The sequence below is a fragment of the Ensifer sp. NM-2 genome, assembly GCF_003024455.1.
In the GTDB taxonomy this organism is placed as follows: Bacteria; Pseudomonadota; Alphaproteobacteria; order Rhizobiales; family Rhizobiaceae; genus Ensifer; species Ensifer canadensis.
Genome location: NZ_PVZR01000005.1, coordinates 152,924 through 173,217, shown reverse-complemented (window position 1 = coordinate 173,217; position 20,294 = coordinate 152,924). Strand labels below are relative to the sequence as shown.

Sequence of the window (20,294 nt, the reverse complement as noted above, 5' to 3'; positions counted from 1 at the left end):
GTTAGCTGGCTTTCTTCAATCCCGCGACCTTTCTAAGATCGTCGTTCAATCGACTTTGCCAGCCCTTGCCGCAGTTGCGCTTGTAGTGCTCGATGATGTCGGGGTCCAACCGAATGGATATCTGTTGCCGAGGTTTTTCGATAGCCGGGCGCCCTCTAGACCTCTTGATGCTTTCAGCCAGGTCAGGGAAAGCTTCCGCAAACGGCCTTGCTTGAGCTAACTGATCATCTGTTGCCTCTGGCGCGTCGGGGTCACTGGCTATCTTACGTTGGATTTCAGCCTCTTCTTTATCGGAGAGGTAGCGAACCTTGCGGGGTTGGTTGGTCATAGTAGGTTCCTTTCCTTCTGGCTGGCGTCACGCATGGAAATGATGGAAATGCCTTCGGTTCCAAGGTGGGCGAACACGACTGCGAGAACGCCGTTGCGCAGGACGCCGATTGCCATGAAGCGGCCTTCCTTTGCCGGGATCACGAGAGACGACATGAAGAACTGTCCAGATCGTCAAAGTCATAGCCGTGCTGGCTATGTTGGACTGGCGCTTGTGGTTATCGTAGGTGATCTTCATGCATTTATGTATCACATTTATTCATTAATGCAAGAATAAACGTGATACGTTTAATCGAGGAGATGAACCACAATTTCGCATCCGACGCTAAGGCCGCTCGACTCTTGAATTACGACGTCGTGCTGAATAGCGACGATCCGAAGATGCTTGCGAAAGCTTTAAACGCTCTGAAACCAGACGGCCACCTCGTTTCGATTTGAGGCCCCGCCGGATGCGGCATTCGAACGGATTTCCAAGGCCTCAGGAAGATACCCAATGCTAATCTGCGCAAGTGCCGAGTATTGGCGTCATAAGCTTTATGTGGGCATCGACTCGTTCCAGCACTTTTTCAGGAATAACGGCACGTTCAGGCAGGGACCACCAAAGCTGGTTTACACATTCAACCGTCTCGGTCACCGCTTTGAGCACAGCAGCTTCCGGCAGACGTGAACGGTTAGCGAAGGCCTTCCACCGTTGTGCATTCATTGCCTTGAAGGAGCGGTCGCCGGCAAGCGGCAGCGCCATAGCATCAGCCGGAATATAGGGAACCGTCGAGAGCACGTCGTAGACCGGTGCAAGTGCCGGCTTGTCGCCGGCGCTGCGATAGATCAGCGACCAATTTTTGAGGTGCATGTCACCATTGCCAGTGATGGCGGCCAAAGCCAACCGTCGGACGAATTCCAGCGCGGCCGAAGAGGAAACCGCAACGCCGAGTGCAGCGGCGATATCGTGATAGGCCGCGCCTTCGTATTTGCGCGAAGGATAGATGCCGAACACCTGAGCAAAATCCTCGACATGGATCCGCTCACCATCCACGCCGCGATCGAAGCGTTTGACGAGCAAGACTTTCCCGTCGGACAGCGTATTGAATTCCTCCGGAATACCCGCGAATTCCGATTGTTCGACAAGCTCACGTTCCGGCACATCCATGCCGATCGCATCGGCCAGAGCTAGATTGGCATATTCGTTCTCCGAGACGCCCGGAAACGAAGTCGAAGGAAACTTGGCGATATAAGCCCCCTGCTCATCCCCGAGCGGGATGGCCAGGCCCCCACCCTTGCCCGTGTTCTTGACGACCGAAAGTTTCATCTGCACACCCGCGAGCGAAAACCGGGCCTTCGGTTCGGGACGTGACAGAGCGTCGGCATTAGCAACCACTCCTTCGCTTGGTACGACGCGGACAGCACCTGGTAAATCCGACCCGAGGGCGACAAGCAGATCGAAATCGTTCCCAGCGCGAACACTGCCTGCGTGGTGCTTTTCCATCGCCTCGCGCAGTTTGTCATCGGGAAGAAGATTGGCAAAAAATGCGGGCAAAGCACTAGCTACAGGTTTTGGATCCTTGCGCAATCCTCCGGTTGCCGCGCGAAAAGACAGACTGAGCACAGGGAAACCACCCGTAGCGCGATAGCTATCCTCGAAGCTGAACGCGTTGAAATCGCCGGGTGTCCTGACGATCGTGCCGACCTTCAGATTGTTCAACAACACCTCAAGCGATGACCGATTTGGGATTTAGAGACGAATTAGACATCAGTGTCACCGTCGGGACGGGACATGAAGGCGGGCAAATCGTCGTCGTCATTCGGTCGTAGCAACGCATCAACGGCTGGGACTATCGCCTGAGGGATAAGCATAATTTCGAGACCGAGGGCGCGAGCAATGTTGATCAGCGTCGTCGTACGGGCCGCGGCGCTCCCCGTCTCGATTTCGCGATACCGAGGACGCGATATGCCTGCCATCTCGGCAACTTGCTCTTGTGTGAGCCCCAAGCCTTTACGCTTCGTCTTTAACAATCGACCGATTTCAAGTAGAGCCTCTGATCTCATTTTTGATACCTAGACATATCATACCATTCGAAATGATACGTATAAATATCTACCCCCACAGTCAAGAGGAATGAAATGTATGGGGACCTTTGCAGATAAGTGATCCGTTTACGGATCGTCTTTCTCAGCGATTAGGCAGTTCCCAGATCGAGCGCGCGGCTCCAGCGGCGCGGAGAAGAGGTGAGAGGAACATCGCCCGAGTATCGACGTTCAACTGAAATCGGAAACTGTGTTCCTGGTCGAGACCTGGCGTCCACCGTTGTGGGAACAAAACTCTGGAGATTGAAAATGAAAGAGGCCAAAAAACCAACGCCCGCAGGCGAAGAGTCGGCCAAAGGCTTGAAAGAAAGCGCCGAAAAGGAGGAGAGACGGGTGGAACGACAGAAAGGAAGCCCGCTGGCAAAGGGCGAGGACCGATTTGAGGAGCGTTCCAGAAGCTCTGACGGTAAGAGCGCTGGAGACAAACAAAGACCCTGAAGTCGATGCCGAAACATGAAATTCCAAAAGCGCCGCTACGCGCACCTGTGAGGCGCCGGGAAACTCTCGGTCGGCTGGAGATGTCGCTGTCGCTGAAACCATTCATCATCACGGAAAGCGGGCGCACGCAAAACTCGAAATCGTGGGTAGTGACGCATTCGACGCTTAGGTTAAGTCTGCGAGACGAGTGAATTGACATGCTCTTCGAGTGTGACTTTCCCACGGATCGGCTCGTTAGGCAGTTCGGCACCGTCAATCGTCGCCATGGTCATGCGGGCATAGGAGCGGGCGGCGGCCTCGGAAAACCCCTGCTCTCGGAAGCTCTTTTCGATCCGTTGACGGGCTATCCCTTGTAGTGCGACAGGAAGACCAAGCGCGTTTGAGAAGGCTTGCGCCACTTCCGTAAAAGTGTATCTGCGGGGGCCCTCGACATACTTAATACCGACGTCATTGTTGGTGCTTGAAAGTCGTATCGCCGCTACCTCTGCGAGGTCCGCAGGAGAGACCATCGGCAACACAAGATCTCCGGGGAAAGGCGACGACAGATGTCCCTCTTTAGCTGTCTCCAGCAGATTATCCAGATTGGTGAAGTAATAGGCCGCCCGGTTTATCGCGGTCGGTACCCCAGTTCCTTGCACAAGCTGCTCAAATTCGTAAAGGACGGATAAGTCACCAATGCCGTCGCCAGCCTGAGCGCCATAAGAGGATGCAACGACGACCTTCTCCAGGTCTGATCCTCCGACAGCTCTCGCGATGCTTCGAGCGGTTTTGAGTTCCTCGCTGTTGGTATCGGAAGCTCGGCTTGCCGGCGGATTGAGAAGGAAAGCGCGTTTTGCCTGCCTGAAAACCGCGTGAAGCCGATCCTCATTTGCCACGTCAGCGATAACTACTTCGACGTTGTTTCCTTGGATAGTTTTCGCCTTTTCCGGATCATGAGCGATGGCGGTAACGTGCTCGCCTGACGAACCGAGAGCCGCGACAACGCTCGAACCGACATGTCCGGTGGCTCCCAGGACGACGTACATGTTTATCTTCCTCTTAAGCTAAAAATGCTGCCCTCGGGGAAGCCCGTCGGCAACTCAAGCAAGACTCGATTTCGCTGCATCACTCAGCGCTGCGATCCGCTTCATCGAAGTGTTGACTTCAGCCTCGTTCCACGAATTTGTTGAAACGGCTGAGGTTGCCATCGCTTGTCTTATCTTGGTAGAGGAAGGCGAGCTTCGCCTCGTCGAAAATCCTGAAGAATTCCTCCCACTCGACTTCTTCAAAAGCTTCCTCTTTTTCTCCGAAATCGATACGAAGCACGCCGCCCTTTCCTTCCGTGCGGATGACGGAAGGGGTTCCACGCCGTTTTTCAACCCATGATCGGATCGTGTCGTGGTCCGTAGTACTTTCTGAACTGCTCATAACCCACTTCCTCCCTGGATCGTTCACATAGTGACCTTGGCGTTGTCGCCCATGTCCGGCCGGACATGGCTGACTGCGGCCGCAGCCATTTTAATGTAGCTAACGATCGTGCCCGGACTGTCCCAGTATTCGGCGAAATCAGGGGTGACCTTGAGGACACGGATCGACGGATCGTCTGGGCTATCCCACCAAGCCTTGGCAGGCGTGGCCCACAGGTCGCGAATTTTTGATCGATCATTTAGCACTTCAGCGGCGCCGGAAATCGAAACGTATTTCTGCCCCTTGGATTCTGCGAAAGCGAGGCAGACGGAGCGATTTGTCTCGATCTCGTCATCCTTGTGACTTGCGACGTCCGTGAGGAAATAAAAAGCATTTTCGCTCGCCTGTGGATGTGCAGACATTGGTCGGGAGCGAATGCTATCGCCGACCTGGGTAGCAAGCATGCAGAATCCGATCTTCTCAGCAAGGTTCCAGACTTTTGCCTGCTCATCTTTGTCATGTGTCATAGAAACTCTCCTCTAGAGGTCTGCCGTTCCATAGGCGACGCTCGGTCCTGGCTATCACGACACCTATGTCCTCAGCCGCAAACTAGCGGCGAGCGACCATTAAAATTGTCGCCATCGCGCACCCTGACTGCGCTTTGCCTCAGACTTCGTTTCATGGGACACAGCGGACCGGCCCGGCGCCGGAGACGACAAACGGAAAAACCGTTTGTCGGTCGAAAGGTTCCCAATGATCAGCGGTTCTGGCGCGGCAAGGCTTGCCGATGCGCTTCAATCAGTCGTCTTCGCTCTGCCGGAGTGGCTGTAAGGAGCTTACCGCGAGCGCTCTGCATATCGTGCTGAGATCAAAAGACGATCCTTAACGGCTCCTGCTCACGGAGCCCTCTTCCGGACGGCTAAAGAACCGGGTCAGCGGCTGCCTACCACTGGGCGACACAGAAGCGGTCGAGAGCCGCGGAGTTCATCTCGACAGCAGCCGGAGAAGCTGGGGGCACATTGGGCGACAGCACAGAGCAGCTAGTTCTGTCATAGCATCGGACACTTGGATCCCACCCGTCCGCCTTGCGGCGGTAGGTGGGCTTATGTGGTGATCACTTGAATCTTTGGAGCATTTTCTGCATCTTGAGATTCTCGGAATGGAGCTTTTCAGCTAGCAATCTCTTCAGCCACACATTCTCGTGTTCAAGTTTATCTAGCTCAACACGGGAGGCAGAATCGAGACCAACTTCAGTGGACGCGTTGTGATTGAGGCGCGGCAGATTATCCAATACCTCTGCCGCCTGCTCTCCAAGAGCCGCCTGTTTTTGGGGCGGTAACGTTCTTATTTTCCGGGGCAGTTTAATTTTGCGGTCGTCCGCTGCGATGGCCTCTCCTTCAAGCTCTTTTGCGCTTGCGGTTAGATCCCTAGTGAACACGGGCAATGAACTTACGGAATTGTCAGCTGGCGAACTGGCCTCGACGAAAGGCTCGTCCAGATGTGATGCATGAGGCAAGAGAACTTCCACCTCGCGAGCAAGCGACTTAAAATCTGTACCACCCCAAATCGACGTAGGCTGGGGCTTTGGGCGCCGCCGAGACGATTTGAACTCCACGACGAAACTTCTCTTACTTGGCTTCATATGAGCCTTCACTCCGCAACGAACTAGCAATGAGAATTAGCGACCCGAAAGGAGCACCCATCGCCGAGTGCGGTTCGCTACGAACTGATCCTTATGATCGATCGAATGGAACAGCGCCCCATGAGAACACCGACGCTTCCCGACCGGAGCGGCGTTGTGACGCCGCCGCCCATGAGCCTAGTGTTTAGTCCAAACCAAGCCGTTTGCGCAACACGGCATTTTCCGAGCGCAGCTTTTCAGCCAGGTTCTTGCGAAGTCGCAAGTTCTCTTCTTCAAGCTTCACCAAATCTTCCAGATCGTCGGGCAGAGCCTCATTACTCGGCTGCATTACGACCTGGGCACCGGCCGCCTTTTTCCAGTTGTAATAGGTCTGTTCGCCAATACCAACATCCCTTACAGCATCCTTGAGCGTGGTTTTGCGTTCGCGCATCAAGGTCTCAATCCGATTGAGCTTTGCTGTTTTCTCCTCCTGCGAGTGCCTGACAGACCTGCCTGCGGGAGCCTTGGCTGGGGATGCCTTGTCCTGGCTTTTAGATGCCGCGGGCTTCCGTGTCATTTTATCGCTGATTGTTTCGCCGTGAACTGCGGGTTGCTCGATATTACTCTCATCCACCATGTTATTCTCCCATATTGGACTATTCGCTTTTCCCGCGTAGAGCCTCAGGGCGTCAATGTCCAGACGTGCATCCACGCATTATCGTCAGCTACGGAGTGAGAGGTTTGGAATATCCAAGCCGATAGTACACGTCAAGCGGAGCACCCTGTCGATATTCAGTGTCCAGATCCAGCAATATCAGTACCGGCCGGAGAACTGGTACGGGCCGAGGAAGCACAGCCAATCCGCTGTTATTATGATATACTTTTGCAGCCGTCAGTCCACTGATAAGGAGGCTGCGATGCGGGATATTGCGGGAAAAGCCAAGCAGGTGAGCCCGGGCGAATTGAAGTTCCTGCAGGGCGTTTTCGATCGGGGTATGCATGTGGTGTGACGTTGCGCGCCCTAGCGAGCGAGCGGACCGTTTAGCTCGGTTAATTCCACGGAACCAACGACGAGGTGACGCTGCTTGCACACACTATGGCGTGAGGCGTGGCTCTCTAGAACCCGACCGCAGGAAACTGAAGATGTCAGTTTGAGACGCTCGGGCAAAATTTGTTCCCAAATGCTGGAACCTTCTTCAGCGATCGCGATTGGATGGTCGTCAGCGAAGTCTGACATTGCACCTTGTGACCCCGGCTCCTCCGATTTTTTGGCAACCGGAGGGGCCACCTAATCTCGCCGGCTCACTTGACCAATCAACCGCTCCTTTCCACCCACGAGACATTCTCTCGGGCAAACCGATTTTGCCTTTCGATCAGCGGATCATAAGTTGATCTTCGCCAAGGATGCGAGCCATCGCAGCCGTCGCGGACCACCCGAAACCCTGCAAAGCCTTCAACTGTATACTGCCTTCATCGCTTGGAATTGGGCATCAGAACCGTCGATAACAGCGCTCAAAAGCAAAACCGCTGTGGATCAATTTTAAGGAAGCCGGTTGACTGCGCCAGCACTGTTGCCGCGACAACATTATACAACACCATGGCTTAGAGGTATAAAGTTCGGCCGCGGCAGTGGCATGCTTGCGATCGCCACAACATTCGAGACGGCCATTCCGCCGAAGATATCGAACCGCATGGGACCTGGAGAACTTTGATGAGCCGTCGCGTAACGGTGAGGGCATTTGGTTAGTCCAATCTTTCAGCAACGCGCGGCTATCGGTGATCTGGCCCTTTGGAACTTTCAAATCCGCTCGTGGTTAGTCTCGATACCTGCGCTACGATCTTGCAAGACTGAAGGACGGAGGAGTTTCGACGTAGCAGCGGTAGTTGCTCGTAAACGGCCACTGGCCGACCACCCACGCAATTTCGACTGCAGAGGATCGAACCAGTTTCCCACCAATCCGTTTAATCAAAGACGGAAGCTATCGACGGCGAGAGGGGAACCCAAGAGTGCCAGAGAATAACGCCGAAAACGACCCAAAGGGCCGAGACGCCAAATCGCCAGGGCAGATACCCGCGAACGGATTGTGGGATGTGGCCTGGCGAGTTTACGTCAGCTTTACCGAAGACAGGGTTGCGATGATCGCGGCCGGTGTGACCTACTACCTATTACTCGCAATTTTCCCCGCATTGGGCATCTTTGTCTCGCTCTATGCCTTTGCCGCCGATCCAGCAGATCTCTCAAGGCAGATGGAATTCCTCGTATATGTCGTGCCATCGGAGGCCCTGAGACTGATCATGGACCAATTAGGTACACTTGCATCGCAGAAACCCACCACGGCAGGCCTTGGACTACTGATTAGTTCAAGCATGGCAATGTGGAGCGCACATAACGGGATCGCGGCGGTTTTTGAGGCAATGAACATTGCTTACGGCGAAAGCGAGAAGCGGAGCTTCCTGCACCGCACCAGTCTAGCTATGGCTTTCACCGTCGGCGGCATGATCGCAGCTATTTTGGCAGTCCTGGCGGTCGCGGTGTTACCTGTCTGGCTGGGCTTCATTGGGCTCAAGCGATGGGCTGAGCTGCTTGTCGATTTCGCTCGATGGCCGATTCTGCTACTGATGTTCACGGGAGGTGCCGCGATGCTCTATCGGTACGGACCAAGTCGTGAACCGGCGAAGTCTCCGTGGCTTACCTGGGGGGCTGCCTTTACCACCCTTATGTGGTTGTGCACATCACTGCTGTTTTCATTCTACCTCAACCATTTTGCAAACTATAATGCAACCTACGGCACACTCGGCGCGTTTGTCGGTTTCATGGTTTGGACCTGGATCTCAGTCATCATCCTCATCCTTGGGGCGGAAATAAACGCCGAACTTGAGCATCAAACGATGTGCGATTCCACAACAGGTAGCCCTCTTCCAATGGGCGAACGAGGGGCTTATGTCGCAGATACTGTGGGCGACTCGGCTCCCCCTTCCAACTGAATTTGTTACCCATTACGAGCCCGCAACATCGCTGAACTGCAGGGGCGGTGTTACTTGCTGCCGATGGCGAAAGCTCTGAGTGATCGTGCGCCGAGATGAGGGTAGCATTTGTTCTACCGCAGATCGGCGCGTCGATCCGCCCCACACCAAGTCAGCAATCCGTCAGCCGCCATCGAAGCACTTGATCAGGCGGGTACGCGCAAACACGGCGGTACCATGTTCCACCTCAAACTGCCAAAACATTGCTGAACCAACGTCAATAACCACGGTCGGGCACGAAGAGGCAGATCGTTTTTCCCTGGTTAAGACCGGCTGGGGTGCACCAATGGTATTCACCATCGGGTGACGAGCGTATCCTCCGATCTTTGTAAGGTGTGACCTCTCCGGTTGCGTCCATTACAAATCCTTGTGGTCGCTCGCTCACGGCTGCGTGCGACACTTCGCGGCAGTCGAGGTTCGAACAACAAGAACTGGGGTAAACCCAGCCTGCAGGGCGTCATGTGCGAGTGCCAGGGTCGGCGTCACGCACATAAGCAGGAGGAAAATGTCACGCATTGCAGATCCTTTCTTGCCAAATTTTTCAACACTGCTCCTCCACCCATCAACCCGCCGTACTTTCCTTGGGTTGCCCAACCATCGAACGCCAGGAATGATCCCGCTCGTCAGTCAGGTCAGTGGGCGAAAGAAGATGTGCTCGGGTGAAAGTGCCCGCACGACGGAACTTTGTTTTTTGGCCGCGTGGGTGCTGACGCCGAAACGTCAACAAAACTGCGTGTCGCTGTCAGAGTCCCACTGAACCGAAGAGCTTTCCTCGGTGAACATGCGTGATAACGGGGAAATCACCTCCAAAACGCCCCTGCCCGCGTTTGCAACAACTCTCATAGCGTCCGCGGATAGCTCACACGCGCTGGAGAGTGGAACGAACATCCTGCTGCAACCCAGCGCAACCAACGGGAATGAAGAATTCAGCAAAGCCGACCGAGCTCCTTTGACAAGGCTGTCTCATCAGACTTGGTCCTCCTCGGTCACTTGTCTTCAGATCGCCGGCACCCATTTCCAGAATACTCCCTCCTTGCGGTCCGGATAGTACTTGAATTCACACTCGAAGCGCCAACCGTAGTCCGCTGCCGCTTTCAATGCCTCATCGGAGGGCGGGCTCATACCTGTGCCCGGCGCAAACCAGTCTTCAAGCAGGTCGCACGGCACGTACGCTCCGATTCGGAGCGGCAACTGTTTGAGCACTCCATCCATATCTTTCGGGGGCGACATCGTAATTCCTCATCATGAACGGCTAGTACCGAACCCGGGAAAGTCGAAAGTTAACAAGAGGTAAGCTGCCTACAGATCGCAAAAGCGCAGTTCTTGGCCGAAGCTCCGTTCTGCAATTTCGCCCGGACGCGAGTGCGTCCGCAATAACGGCCGTCCGAAACCAATTTGCCCACAGCGCGCTTTTGCCAAATAGATCGAAACGCCGCCAGCCTTTCACAGTATCCCGGCAAAGGCGCACAAACGTGTCTCCGCAGGTCATGCTCAAATCCGCGCAAGCCTCGCCAGCGTTGTCCTATCGCCGCGGCCGCCTTGTTGCACGGGCATCATATCGTATTTACGCCATTGATTACCGCGATGGGAAAGAGTGCTCTAATAACGATGCCTTCGCGGCGCCACTCACGCATGATCTGGCATTTAAGGTTGGTTTCCAGCACCGTTTCCAGGCGACTCCCAAAGCCGAGGGTGCCAAGGGCTGCATCCGGCGGAGACACTTGGGGGCCGCCGGATTCTCGCCACGTTAGCTGCAATGTGCCGCAGAGAAGTTCGCTTTCGACCGAAATATCGCCCGTATCGGCGGAAAATGCCCCATATTTTACGGCATTGGTCATAAATTCATGCAAGAGGAGCGACAGACTTGTCAAACTCCCAGCACTAATTTCGACGTCGAGGCCTGACATGACGCATCTCGGGCGCGCCTCCTCCTGGTAGGGCGCCGTCAAGGTTTGCAAGAGACGGAAAAGCGTCGTGGTATGTTGCGCAGGGACGCTGTCCATTTGGAGATTAGGCAAGGTGATCTCATGTGCCTTGGCCAAGGCATTCAATCGCTCCCTCAACCCGTGTGCAAGTTCGGAGGGCGTCTCAGCATTCTTTGCTGCAAGGGTCACCAATCCACCCGCCAAGGCAAACAGGTTCTTCACCCGATGATGCATTTCGCGGAGCAGCAGGGATTGTTGTTCGGCATGACGTTTACGCTCGGTGATATCCCGCGCGATCTTGGAGGCCCCGACGATCTTGCCTTGCGTATTACGGATAGGTGAAACCGTCAGCGAAATGTCGAGCAAAGTACCGTCCTTGCGACGTCTAAGTGTTTCAAAGTGATCGACACGTTCTCCCGCCTGAAGTCGAGCCAGAATAGCAGGCTCCTCATCCAGCCGATCGGTGGGAATAAGAATGGTGACCGGTTTGCCAATGACCTCATCGGCGCTATAGCCGAATAGCCGTTGAGCTCCTTGATTCCAGCTCGTGATAATCCCCTGCAGGCTCTTGCTGACTATTGCATCATCAGAGGATTCTACGATTGCAGCGAGAAGAGCGCCAGCATCCGGTCCCTCAGGACAATCGCCTACCGGGGGCACGGCTTCACCACGCGACGCTTCAACACAAGAATTAGAAGACATATTCACTCTCACGAACCATGCTGGGACCGCGCCATCCTTGAACAAGAAAAGCGGCGACGCAAGTCCGTCCCCTCTCGTGCGAGTTGAAAAAATCCATCGAACGCTGCTAAATTTTCACGCGATAAGCACCGGGCGACGCATCGCATTACACCCGCGAACACCATGTCGGTATGTTTCCGCGACCGTTACGCCAGGCTCGGCGAAACAATGGCTCAAAAGTCACCTGAACCATTAAGGACGGCCCGCGTTTCTCCTTGAATGGTGAGGTGAGGTCATGTCTCGTACCTTCAAAACCAATCGAAGCCGAGCTCATTTGCTCAATACCGGCCTGGTCGCGTTCGCTATGTTGACCATCGCTATAATGGTTGCATTGCTTTAGTCGCGGGACCTACTTGGTCTTCTCGGTTCCGGTTGGCGTCCTGATCTCTGACGGACCACCAGTTCCAGACTCGGCGGTCGGATCGCGATCGACAGGGGCAGTTTGCGCGCTCCCATTTTCTGAAGAATTGTTGTCGACGACGCCTTGGTTGCTCGGAGTTACTGCTGGTTTTTCCGTTGTGACCTGTTCTGGGGCGGTCGCGGCGTCATCGTCGATACCTTCACCGTAAAGACCCGCTATGCCCCATGCGACCATGGCAAGAACAAGTCCACCGACAAGCACAGCGAGAACCGGAACGCCAAGAAAACCTTGGCGGGCTCGGACCGCGGGAATTGGCGCGGCGTCGTGTTGTTTGGTTTTTTTGTTGTCGAGATAGCTGGCCATGGAACTCTCCTGTCGCGTTTGTCTCTCATAAACCGAGCTCATGGTCCAAGGTTCCACTAGATCCGGAAACGCGAATGTCATTCTTGGCAACATCGTTGCCACCTGGCCCCTTTTTTTGAAAATGGAAAGACGAACCCGACATCGCGTCTCGATGGCGCATCCCCGTTCAATCGCCGCCGTAAGCCAATACGATCAAAGTGCATTGATGACGACCCTGCTGGCAACGGCTACGAGCAATCCTGCCAAAGCTACCGCCGTGCCATATCGCGCCACCCTCATCCGCCGCCAGCGAGCGCCATTCCAGTCATAGCTCATCAGTCAACTCCGACATTTCGTTCGGTTCTGAAAGTTAACCCAAGTCCGTTATGAAGAGTTTGCGGGCCATGGCTCAGGCTTCGGGGAGCAATTCGTCCGACGAGCCGTCAGCGCCAACTTCTTCAGTCGCACGATCTTTCAGATCCGCCAGCTCGTCCGCCAGTTTTCGCAGCTTCAACGAAATGTCTTGAAGTGCCAATGCGCTAGGCATCTCATCAATCGAGCCGCGCTGATCGTTGTGGTCATTCATTAGAAGCTCCTCTCTTCCAAGTTTAGGAAACTAGGTCGCCGGTGCGTTCCGGCAATGTCCAAATCGTCGCGACAACTCCCGGCCCATTTCCAGTCCATCACCAACGCAATGAGAGGGTTTCAAAGTCAGCTGATTCACTCCGCTTGCGCTCACTAGCAGCTACCTTGCCGTCGGCCATTACTTTTAAGGCGCCTCTAATTAAAGCAGAGCCCAATCGGACTGTCACGCCCTTCATTGGGGAGCCGACCCTACACGGCGGCGAACGCTGCTCGTCCCGCCGCCGGTTGCAAAGCTGCCTTACGGCCGCGACGATTTACGTCGTGCGTCCTACCTACAGTTGGATCCTGCCGCTTCAAAAATTACACGCTTCCGGTCTTAGCCATACGTCTCATTGGGCGATGACTGGGTCTGGGAACGCCCAATTTCCATCCAATAACTCGGCATGCGGGCGGTAGAGCCTGACCGTATAAGTCCAGCCAGGCATGATCGGCAGGCAATTGACCACCTTACCATCGCAGCCGCCAAACTGGATGGTTGGTCGAACCATCGGCACCTTTCTTCGCTGTTAAGTTGTTGAGCGAATAGGCGTTCAGGTCGTTCTTCGGGAAATAGCCATCGGCATTGTAGAGGCTGATTGACCAGAAGCCATCGACCGGAACGTTGCCGACGTGAAGCTTGTAAACGGTCTTGCCATCGTTCTTGGGCGGCGTGAAGTTGAGTAGATTGCGTCCTTTCGCGGATTGCAGCCCCAGGTCGTGGCAGCCGAGATGAAGTGCTGTATCGGTCCACCTGGTCCTTCGTACCGAAGGACGCAAACCTTCTGCGTGCTATTGCTGAGCATGCCCGAGATCACGGCATTCTGCAGCTGGAACTTGCGGTGGGTGCGCACAACGCGGCGGCGATCCGCTTCTATGAGCGCCATGGGTTCGTAAGGGTTGGGCGTATTCCAATCGGCCTGTTGGGCCACGATACGGAAATCGACGAGCTCATCATGGCTTTGCGCCTAGAGTAGCATGGCGCACTGCGAAAACGGGAACAAATCTGCATCCTGCAATCCTAGAACATCGTCTCATCGCCATCTGATGAGACGACATCCGTCTAGGTCCGTTTGCCTGGCCGTTGTCGCTAAAGCTCGCCAATGCCCGTAGTCGCATCCGCAGTGCGAACGCGCAAATTGTTTTGGACATGCGAAACGCCAGTGACGGCGTCGGCGCAGTCCTCCGCACGCCGCTTATCCTGGCGTGACGAAACCAGCCCGGTGAGCGTTACCTCGCCGCTCGAAACCACCACCTCGATATCGGAAACATCCAGCCACCCGTCATCCGTCAACCGATCGTTGACATCGTCTCTGATGCGTTCGTCGGAACGCTTATATCCGCGTGGGCCCTTGCCGCGAAACTGATCCATCCGACGGCGATATTCCGCATCCTCATCGCCAAGCCAGGACGCAACCTCGTCTCCAGCCATTTCGAGAAATCCACGCTGTTCGTCGTAACGGCGACCGCTTTGCGCGTAGCTATCCTCATTGGCGGCGTAGCGTCGACGCTGGCCGTAGCCAGCCCGATCTGCGCGCTCGGTATAGCCTAGATCGTCGGTGCTCCAAGCCTCGGGACTGCCGCGCTCGAAATCGGCCCCGGAACTCGGGCGGGCTCGTCCTTGACCCGATAACGGGCGTTGATGGCTGCGCTCCCGCTCAGGTCTGCGGTTACCATCGCGTTCAGGGTCGTAGTCACGGCCATACCGTTCCTCGCGTTCATATCGATCTTCTGCCATGGTGATGATTCCTCCTTGTTGCCCCAGAACAACGCTCGCGCATTCCTGTTCCAGGCCAATGGAAACAAATCGCCTCAACGACACAGATGGTCTCGATAATCGAGTCGTACGATTTATTGAGAATGAACCCGAGCGAAGAAGGTCTGCCGGGAGCCAAGAATGTCTCGTTCCGTACTTGATTTGGCGAGCCTTTTCTTTTCGCCACGTGACCTGCAAGACGACCCAATCCATGTCGTTTTTTTCTCTTCGACTGTTATGGGTCGTAGCAGTTAGGTTGGTTCGTCTATCGCAAATCCGACAGGCACTGTTTAGACTTTTTTGAATTACACCCAATAGGGCGCAATCCCATAGTAGTCGTAAACCTGTCGGCCTCTCTCGGCACTCCAATCAAAATCCTGGTCCCGCGGATATCTTGGAGCTCCCTCGAGTTGATCCTTTGTGATGCTTACCTGGAAGCCGCCGAGGCCGGGATTATAGTCGAGTACGTCCCACGGAAGGGGATAGTGGTCATCTCCAATTCCCAAAAGGCCGCCGAAGCTCAGCACAGCATAGGCAACGCGTCCACCACGCTTTTCGAGAATGATCTTCTCGATAGATCCTATGTGATTGCCGGTCCGGTCGTAGACGTACGTCCCCACCACCTTGTCGCTGGCAATGAGGTCATGAGATAGACGCATATCAAGGGTACCCATTTTCATTCCTCCTTTGACCGGAGAACTGCTGTTTTTGAAAGTTGTTCCCTGCCTTTCGGAAGGAAGACACTCACGACAGAAATCCGCGCCAGAACGGTGTCTCATTCCCCGCGTTGGGCGGATGTTACCCGCCAGATGACGTTGCCCACGTCGTCGGCGACGAGCAAGGCGCCCGTCTTGTCGAAAGTCACCCCGACCGGGCGGCCCATGGCCGTATCGCCGGCGCCGATGAAGCCCGTGAGAATGTCCTTCGGCCGGCCGGCTGGTTGGCCGTTGCGAAACTGCACGAAGATCACTTTGTAACCGCTATGCACGCTTCGGTTCCATGAACCGTGCTGGCCAACGAAGGCACCGCCGCGGTACGGGGACGGAAGGGATGATTTCTTGTCAAAGGTTAATCCCAGGGAAGCAGTGTGCGAGCCGAGCGCATAGTCGGGCTTGATTGCCTTGGCGACGAGATCCGGGCGCGGCGGCTTGGCGCGGATGTCAATGTTCTCGCCGAAGTAACTGAAGGGCCAGCCATAGAAGCCGCCTTGACGCAACGAAGTCATGTAATCCGGCACGAGGTCGTCACCGATCTCGTCGCGCTCGTTGACGACCACCCAGAGCCTGCCGCTGTGCGGATTCCAGGCAAGTCCATTGGGGTTTCGTAAGCCCGAAGCGAAAATCCGTGTTTTGTGGCGGGCGGGATCTACTTCCAGCACCGCGGCACGGTTTTTCTCCGCCGCAATGCCATTCTCGCCGACATTGCTGTTAGATCCGACGGTAACGTAGAGCTTCCCACCGTCGCGCCCGGCGATCAGATCCTTGGTCCAGTGGTGATTGATGTCTCCGGCCGGCAGGTCGACGACCTTTTGCGGCGCCGCCGTTATCCGGGTTTGACCGGAGGAATAAGAATAGGCGACGACGGCGTCGGTATTGGCAACGTAAAGCTTTCCGTTGACGAGCGCCATACCGAACGGCGAATTGAGCCCCTCGATGAAAGGTCTGCGCAGATCGGCAGCACCATCGCCATCCGTGTCCCGCAAAAGCGTAATGCGGTTGGCGCTCTCCGTCGCCGCGCCCGCCCGCTTCATGGCCTGCGCCATGAAGACCTTGCGCAGGCTGAATCCGCTGTCCTTCTTGGCGGGCGCGTTTGTCTCGGCCACAAGCACGTCGCCGTTTGGCAGGACATGAATCCAGCGCGGATGATCGAGGCCCTTCGCAAAGGCGTTGACCTTCAGGCCCTTCGCCGGCTTTGGCCTCGCGCCGCCGTTCCACCCTTTTGCTTGGGCGATGTTGATGGTCGGGATCAGTGTGGGTTTCGGTTTCGGAAGCGTCGGATGAGCGCCGTAGCCGCCGTTTGTCGGCGCCGTTGCGGTTTTTTGCGCGGTGGCGGCGAGGCAACCTGCCGTGATCGCTCCGAGCAAAATGACCCCCGGAATACCAAGAACGAGCGGAACTCTGCGAGAATTCATGATCGTGGTCCTCAGCAAAACGTTGCCAACTGGGTATAGCAAGACACAAGGGCGTTCCGAATTATTCCCTATCGCCCAGCTAACGGCAGGCTCGATGATCGGACTGAACACCCAGCCGTCCAAGTATGTGCTCGGCCGCAGAGACGAGGCAATGCGTGAGGCAGCTCTTTTCATCGCGACGACACCGAACTTCACGATTGCTCACTGGTCTGCTGCACAACCCGCCCGCGACATGGAGACGGTCCAGCGCTTGGCTGAAGGTTATCGGATGGCCGGATTGCCGGAATGAACGGGGAGCCTGTTGAGCTCTGCGCAAATGGAGCGGCGACGCCTCGTTCCTACTTGTGGATTTGCTACATAGTTTTGCAAAGTGCGAGCACCAATCTGAAATCGTGTGTGATCAACAGGCAACCGCCTCTCGCACTGGACGCCATCACTAAGCTAATTCTGAACAGGTGGCGGGGTTCGGATTGAGCTACCAGGAAGCGACCGCCATCTGCCGATACCCTGTCGGCCCGATCTGGAGAGGGCGGCTAAGTCCCGCATGGGCTTGTACCTGCGATGGGAATCCCTTGCATTAAGCGTCAACGCGCTCATTGCTGCGCGCGGATCAATCCGATTGGCAACCGAATTCGGCTTCAAGGATCCGCAGTCCATCGAGGTATTTATGCGTTTCCATCCCGCTCGCCAGCGCCTGTTCCAAATTGTCCAAGAGATCTGCATGCTTGACCGGGAGGGCAAGTGGGTTTGACGCCGCCCGCCTTACAAAGGCTGGTTCCGGCTCGGCCGGTTCTTTTGTCAGCGCCACGACAGCGCCAACGATCACGGGATCAAATCCTTTTTCCAGCAATCGCTGAGCCGACCAGCCCGGTCCCTTCTCCAGGACGTCGTGTAAATAGGCCACGACCTTGGCATCCATCCCGTCCACGGCGTTCGCAACACGCTGACAGTGCCTGAAATACGGTTGCCCCGTTTTGTCCAATTGCCCCTGAAGGGCCTCAGCAGCAACTTCGCTGGCGAGAAGCAATGCATCGTGGGAGCTCAAGACACCGCTGTCCATCGGTTCGTTTTCGTTGCCCGGCGTCTCAGGCATGGGCCTATTCCTGGTTATGGGCGCCACCAGGTGCCGTCACGCCCTGCAATCCCGCACCCGCGAGCGAAGGATCTCTGCGGGCGGCGTCTGCAAGAGACACGACGCCCACCAGCCTTTTGTCGCGATTGAGCACTGGAAGTCGTCGAACCTGAATATCGCCCATGTTACGGGCAACGTCGCCGATTTCTTCATCTTCAAAGCAGTATTTGACGTCCGCCGACATCACCTCAGCCACTGTCGTATCCCCGTCGCGGCCGTCGGCCACGCACCGCACGACGATGTCCCTGTCGGTGATCGTGCCGACGAGGCGGTCATCTTGTTCGACAGGAAGAAATCCAATGTCGTTGTCAGCCATATGGCGGGCGACTGCAGCCACGGTATCATCCGGGCTAACGATGTGCACGTTCTTGGTCATGATCTGGGCAATTTGCATGCTCTAGCTCCTATCTTTAGCTCCTATCTTTGCTGGAAAACCGCGGTTCCCTCCCATGGCAGTCGAGCCGCCGGGCGGCAAACGCGCCGAAGCTGATCAATCATGCTCAGGGAAGCACGGGCGGCGGAATCGTTTTCCGCTTCGGTTTCCATTGGGATTCCTTCCGCTGTGATGTTGTTTGCTAACGGTCGGCCCTCTCCTTTGTTCCGCTCATTCGTTGCGACGTTCGTGATCGATTGATTTCTTCTGGGCGATCGGAACCGATAGTCGATTTTGAGGTTTGGGATGGATCGCGAGGTTCATGAGGTTCATCATGCCGACGCTGATCAGGTTCGTTATTTTGAATGTGGGCGTGGGGTTTCTGCTAGGGGCAGCAGCCGCCGCTTCGATCGCAATAGTCGCTCCGGGCGCCCTCGGGCACGGCGAGGGTCTTGATCCGCTTGCATTCGGGCTCCAGGTCTACGCTTTCGGCGCATCGTTTGGCCTCGGTGCCCTGGCGACGGCTTTGATGATGATTGCCAAGGATTGATAGATCCCAAGTGCGATCGACGATTGAAGCGGCTTTGCGCCCATCGAGATGATCGAACCGTGGCCGTTCCTTATCTGTTCCGTGCTGGCCGTGGAACCAACTCTCCCGCGAGAGGCTTACACCAGGCTTCTTGAAGTAGATTGTGTTGAACAATCCCCAAGGCATTGGCGTGAAATAAAAAAAGTGGGCCGTCGAGCCATGTCCAGAGTGAAAATCGCTGGCATTCTGTGGCACGATGGCATCACTTGGCTTCGGGTAGATCCAGCGGGCAACCAATGCGGACGATCACGCGCTCGGCCCCGGCAATCTCCTCGGCTATCCGTCGAATGGTGTCTGAAGCGTCTCGTTCCCGCAGCACGCCTTCAATAATCACCACATCGCCGAGCAAACGAAAACAAAGGCCTCCTGTTTCGAATGTTGTCTCGGAACTCACGGCGCAGCGTATAGAAGCCAGGAGCGCGACTGCGTCTGCGCTGCGTTCATGAGGTCTGCCACCATCGGGCGCGATCAGGACCATTGCGAAACTCCTCCCATCCCTTCATATGAGCAAACCCTAATTATTTAGGATTGTTCCCTCTGGGCGTTGTGAAGTTTCTTCAAAACCGCCACCTTGGGGCGGTTTCGGCGTTTATGCGATCGTCACGCGCCAACGGCTGCGACGCATAGTAATCGGCAAGCCGGGCCACATCCTCAACGGTTAGATGGCGCACCGCTCGGCTCATCAATTGAGCCGTTGGACTGTCACCGCGTAGATCCTGTTTGAACAGGAGAATTTGCTCTATCAGGAAGGTGCGGGACTGGCCGCTAAGCAAAGGATAAAGAGGATTTCGGCCGTCATGGCAGGCTTGGCAGGCAGCGATCTTTTTCACGGGATCGCCGGTTTTCACCAGAGACAATGTGCGCTCGTCGCCGGAGCGAGCTCTCGGCGTCGATGACAGCAACCCATCCTTGCGGGCAAAGTCGCCGGCCGTGGCATCGATGTCCGCATCCTTCAACCGCGAGACGACGACCTCCATGAACCCACTTTCACGGCTCCCTTTGCGGTAGGCCCGAAGGGCTTCAGCAAGATAGGCGTTTGATTGCCCTGCAATGACTGGAGCTATCGGGTCATTGCCTTCGATACCTTGCTCATGGCACGCCAGGCAGCCGGATAGCGTATCGCCGCTTTCGGTATCCTTCGCACCGGAAAGCTCTTTGTAGCGGGCCGGGCTCATCATCTGCAGCTCCTTTAGAAACGCAACCATTGCCCAGACCTCACCGTCGCGCCCAGCGCCGGGCCAGGCGGGCATCCCGGTATAGCGCAGACCGTCGCGCACGATGACGAACAGTTCCTCGTCCTTCCAGTTGCCAACAGTGTCCCTGAGGTCGGGCGGTGGCGGCAGCATCGCGAGCATTTCCGGGGAGCGGCGGCGATCCGGAGATCCATGGCATTCGGCACAGCTCATCTGGAAATGCACTGCCGTGACCTTGAGGTGTTTGGCACT

General features: G+C 55.9%; 23 protein-coding genes and 4 pseudogenes. 5 read left to right on the top strand and 22 right to left on the bottom strand.

Features of this window, described 5'->3' with window-relative positions:
- Nucleotide 1: 1 nt before the first annotated feature.
- From C6558_RS12500 to C6558_RS12485, 4 genes and pseudogenes are all read right to left on the bottom strand, one after another.
- Nucleotides 2–328: a BrnA antitoxin family protein gene (locus C6558_RS12500; RefSeq protein ID WP_025431031.1), complete on the bottom strand. Its 327-nt coding sequence runs from the start codon at nucleotides 326–328 to the stop codon at nucleotides 2–4.
- Nucleotides 325–565 (bottom strand): annotated as a pseudogene (locus C6558_RS12495) (BrnT family toxin). Before C6558_RS12495 ends, C6558_RS12500 begins: the two are co-directional and overlap by 4 nt.
- 258 nt (nucleotides 566–823) lie before the next feature.
- Complete coding sequence (locus C6558_RS12490; protein WP_107027303.1) at nucleotides 824–2,056, bottom strand: type II toxin-antitoxin system HipA family toxin; 1,233 nt, start codon at nucleotides 2,054–2,056, stop codon at nucleotides 824–826.
- A gap of 11 nt (nucleotides 2,057–2,067) precedes the next feature.
- Nucleotides 2,068–2,370 (bottom strand): helix-turn-helix domain-containing protein, encoded by a 303-nt coding sequence (locus C6558_RS12485; RefSeq protein WP_057205496.1) that lies wholly within the window; start codon nucleotides 2,368–2,370, stop codon nucleotides 2,068–2,070.
- A 288-nt stretch (nucleotides 2,371–2,658) separates the two neighbouring features.
- Here C6558_RS12485 and C6558_RS12480 point away from each other — a divergent pair, with 288 nt between their 5' ends.
- Nucleotides 2,659–2,847, top strand: coding sequence for a hypothetical protein (locus C6558_RS12480; RefSeq protein ID WP_057205499.1), 189 nt, complete (start codon nucleotides 2,659–2,661; stop codon nucleotides 2,845–2,847).
- A 170-nt stretch (nucleotides 2,848–3,017) separates the two neighbouring features.
- Here C6558_RS12480 and C6558_RS12475 read toward each other — a convergent pair whose 3' ends face one another.
- From C6558_RS12475 to C6558_RS12455, 5 genes are all read right to left on the bottom strand, one after another.
- The gene (locus C6558_RS12475; protein WP_057205502.1) at nucleotides 3,018–3,872 is read right to left on the bottom strand and encodes an NmrA family NAD(P)-binding protein; all 855 of its coding nucleotides are present in this window, start codon (nucleotides 3,870–3,872) and stop codon (nucleotides 3,018–3,020) included.
- 118 nt (nucleotides 3,873–3,990) lie between these two features.
- Complete coding sequence (locus C6558_RS12470) at nucleotides 3,991–4,254, bottom strand: hypothetical protein (RefSeq protein ID WP_057205504.1); 264 nt, start codon at nucleotides 4,252–4,254, stop codon at nucleotides 3,991–3,993.
- Between the two features lie 23 nt (nucleotides 4,255–4,277).
- Entirely contained in the window at nucleotides 4,278–4,760 is a 483-nt protein-coding gene (locus C6558_RS12465) for a pyridoxamine 5'-phosphate oxidase family protein (RefSeq protein ID WP_057205507.1), read from the bottom strand.
- A 587-nt stretch (nucleotides 4,761–5,347) separates the two neighbouring features.
- Complete coding sequence (locus C6558_RS12460) at nucleotides 5,348–5,749, bottom strand: hypothetical protein (RefSeq protein ID WP_146160882.1); 402 nt, start codon at nucleotides 5,747–5,749, stop codon at nucleotides 5,348–5,350.
- A 310-nt stretch (nucleotides 5,750–6,059) separates the two neighbouring features.
- A complete protein-coding gene (locus C6558_RS12455; protein WP_063963230.1) occupies nucleotides 6,060–6,491 on the bottom strand; it encodes a transposase in 432 nt (143 codons plus the stop codon).
- Between the two features lie 1,370 nt (nucleotides 6,492–7,861).
- Between C6558_RS12455 and C6558_RS12445 the strand changes: the two genes are divergently transcribed.
- Nucleotides 7,862–8,839 carry a YihY/virulence factor BrkB family protein gene (locus C6558_RS12445; protein WP_057205512.1) on the top strand — a complete coding sequence of 326 codons (978 nt, stop codon included), beginning with the start codon at nucleotides 7,862–7,864 and terminating at the stop codon, nucleotides 8,837–8,839.
- A 256-nt stretch (nucleotides 8,840–9,095) separates the two neighbouring features.
- On the opposite strand, the pseudogene C6558_RS41575 reads toward C6558_RS12445, so the two are convergent.
- From C6558_RS41575 to C6558_RS12420, 6 genes and pseudogenes are all read right to left on the bottom strand, one after another.
- Nucleotides 9,096–9,394, bottom strand: a pseudogene (locus C6558_RS41575) (hypothetical protein).
- Between the two features lie 480 nt (nucleotides 9,395–9,874).
- Complete coding sequence (locus tag C6558_RS12435) at nucleotides 9,875–10,108, bottom strand: hypothetical protein (RefSeq protein WP_057205514.1); 234 nt, start codon at nucleotides 10,106–10,108, stop codon at nucleotides 9,875–9,877.
- A gap of 323 nt (nucleotides 10,109–10,431) precedes the next feature.
- Nucleotides 10,432–11,505, bottom strand: a complete 1,074-nt coding sequence (locus C6558_RS12430) for a PAS domain S-box protein (RefSeq protein ID WP_082523465.1) — start codon at nucleotides 11,503–11,505, stop codon at nucleotides 10,432–10,434.
- A 388-nt stretch (nucleotides 11,506–11,893) separates the two neighbouring features.
- Entirely contained in the window at nucleotides 11,894–12,268 is a 375-nt protein-coding gene (locus C6558_RS12425; RefSeq protein ID WP_057205516.1) for a hypothetical protein, read from the bottom strand.
- Nucleotides 12,269–12,656: 388 nt separating this feature from the next.
- Complete coding sequence (locus C6558_RS39895; protein ID WP_156585473.1) at nucleotides 12,657–12,833, bottom strand: hypothetical protein; 177 nt, start codon at nucleotides 12,831–12,833, stop codon at nucleotides 12,657–12,659.
- Between the two features lie 388 nt (nucleotides 12,834–13,221).
- Nucleotides 13,222–13,643 (bottom strand): annotated as a pseudogene (locus tag C6558_RS12420) (DUF1214 domain-containing protein); the annotation flags it as partial.
- Nucleotides 13,644–13,650: 7 nt separating this feature from the next.
- On the opposite strand from C6558_RS12420, the pseudogene C6558_RS12415 reads away from it, so the two are divergent.
- Nucleotides 13,651–13,845, top strand: a pseudogene (locus C6558_RS12415) (N-acetyltransferase family protein); the annotation flags it as partial.
- A gap of 113 nt (nucleotides 13,846–13,958) precedes the next feature.
- On the opposite strand, the gene C6558_RS12410 reads toward C6558_RS12415, so the two are convergent.
- From C6558_RS12410 to C6558_RS12400, 3 genes are all read right to left on the bottom strand, one after another.
- Entirely contained in the window at nucleotides 13,959–14,606 is a 648-nt protein-coding gene (locus tag C6558_RS12410) for a BON domain-containing protein (protein ID WP_082523466.1), read from the bottom strand.
- A 323-nt stretch (nucleotides 14,607–14,929) separates the two neighbouring features.
- Nucleotides 14,930–15,298, bottom strand: coding sequence for a PRC-barrel domain-containing protein (locus C6558_RS12405; RefSeq protein ID WP_057205524.1), 369 nt, complete (start codon nucleotides 15,296–15,298; stop codon nucleotides 14,930–14,932).
- Nucleotides 15,299–15,399: 101 nt separating this feature from the next.
- Nucleotides 15,400–16,755 carry a sorbosone dehydrogenase family protein gene (locus C6558_RS12400; protein ID WP_057205526.1) on the bottom strand — a complete coding sequence of 452 codons (1,356 nt, stop codon included), beginning with the start codon at nucleotides 16,753–16,755 and terminating at the stop codon, nucleotides 15,400–15,402.
- A 94-nt stretch (nucleotides 16,756–16,849) separates the two neighbouring features.
- Here C6558_RS12400 and C6558_RS12395 point away from each other — a divergent pair, with 94 nt between their 5' ends.
- On the top strand, nucleotides 16,850–17,044 hold the full coding sequence (locus C6558_RS12395; protein WP_245449156.1) for a hypothetical protein: 195 nt from the start codon (nucleotides 16,850–16,852) through the stop codon (nucleotides 17,042–17,044).
- Between the two features lie 321 nt (nucleotides 17,045–17,365).
- Here C6558_RS12395 and C6558_RS12390 read toward each other — a convergent pair whose 3' ends face one another.
- Together C6558_RS12390 and C6558_RS12385 are read right to left on the bottom strand one after the other, a co-directional pair.
- Nucleotides 17,366–17,815 (bottom strand): HD domain-containing protein, encoded by a 450-nt coding sequence (locus C6558_RS12390; protein ID WP_057205601.1) that lies wholly within the window; start codon nucleotides 17,813–17,815, stop codon nucleotides 17,366–17,368.
- A 37-nt stretch (nucleotides 17,816–17,852) separates the two neighbouring features.
- Nucleotides 17,853–18,281, bottom strand: a complete 429-nt coding sequence (locus C6558_RS12385) for a CBS domain-containing protein (RefSeq protein WP_057205530.1) — start codon at nucleotides 18,279–18,281, stop codon at nucleotides 17,853–17,855.
- A 313-nt stretch (nucleotides 18,282–18,594) separates the two neighbouring features.
- On the opposite strand from C6558_RS12385, the gene C6558_RS12380 reads away from it, so the two are divergent.
- Nucleotides 18,595–18,810, top strand: coding sequence for a hypothetical protein (locus tag C6558_RS12380; RefSeq protein WP_107027302.1), 216 nt, complete (start codon nucleotides 18,595–18,597; stop codon nucleotides 18,808–18,810).
- Nucleotides 18,811–19,051: 241 nt separating this feature from the next.
- Here the strand turns inward: C6558_RS12380 and C6558_RS12375 are convergent, their stop codons facing one another.
- On the bottom strand, nucleotides 19,052–19,327 hold the full coding sequence (locus C6558_RS12375; RefSeq protein WP_107027301.1) for a hypothetical protein: 276 nt from the start codon (nucleotides 19,325–19,327) through the stop codon (nucleotides 19,052–19,054).
- Between the two features lie 79 nt (nucleotides 19,328–19,406).
- Entirely contained in the window at nucleotides 19,407–20,255 is an 849-nt protein-coding gene (locus C6558_RS12370; RefSeq protein ID WP_245449170.1) for a c-type cytochrome, read from the bottom strand.
- Nucleotides 20,256–20,294 lie beyond the last annotated feature (39 nt).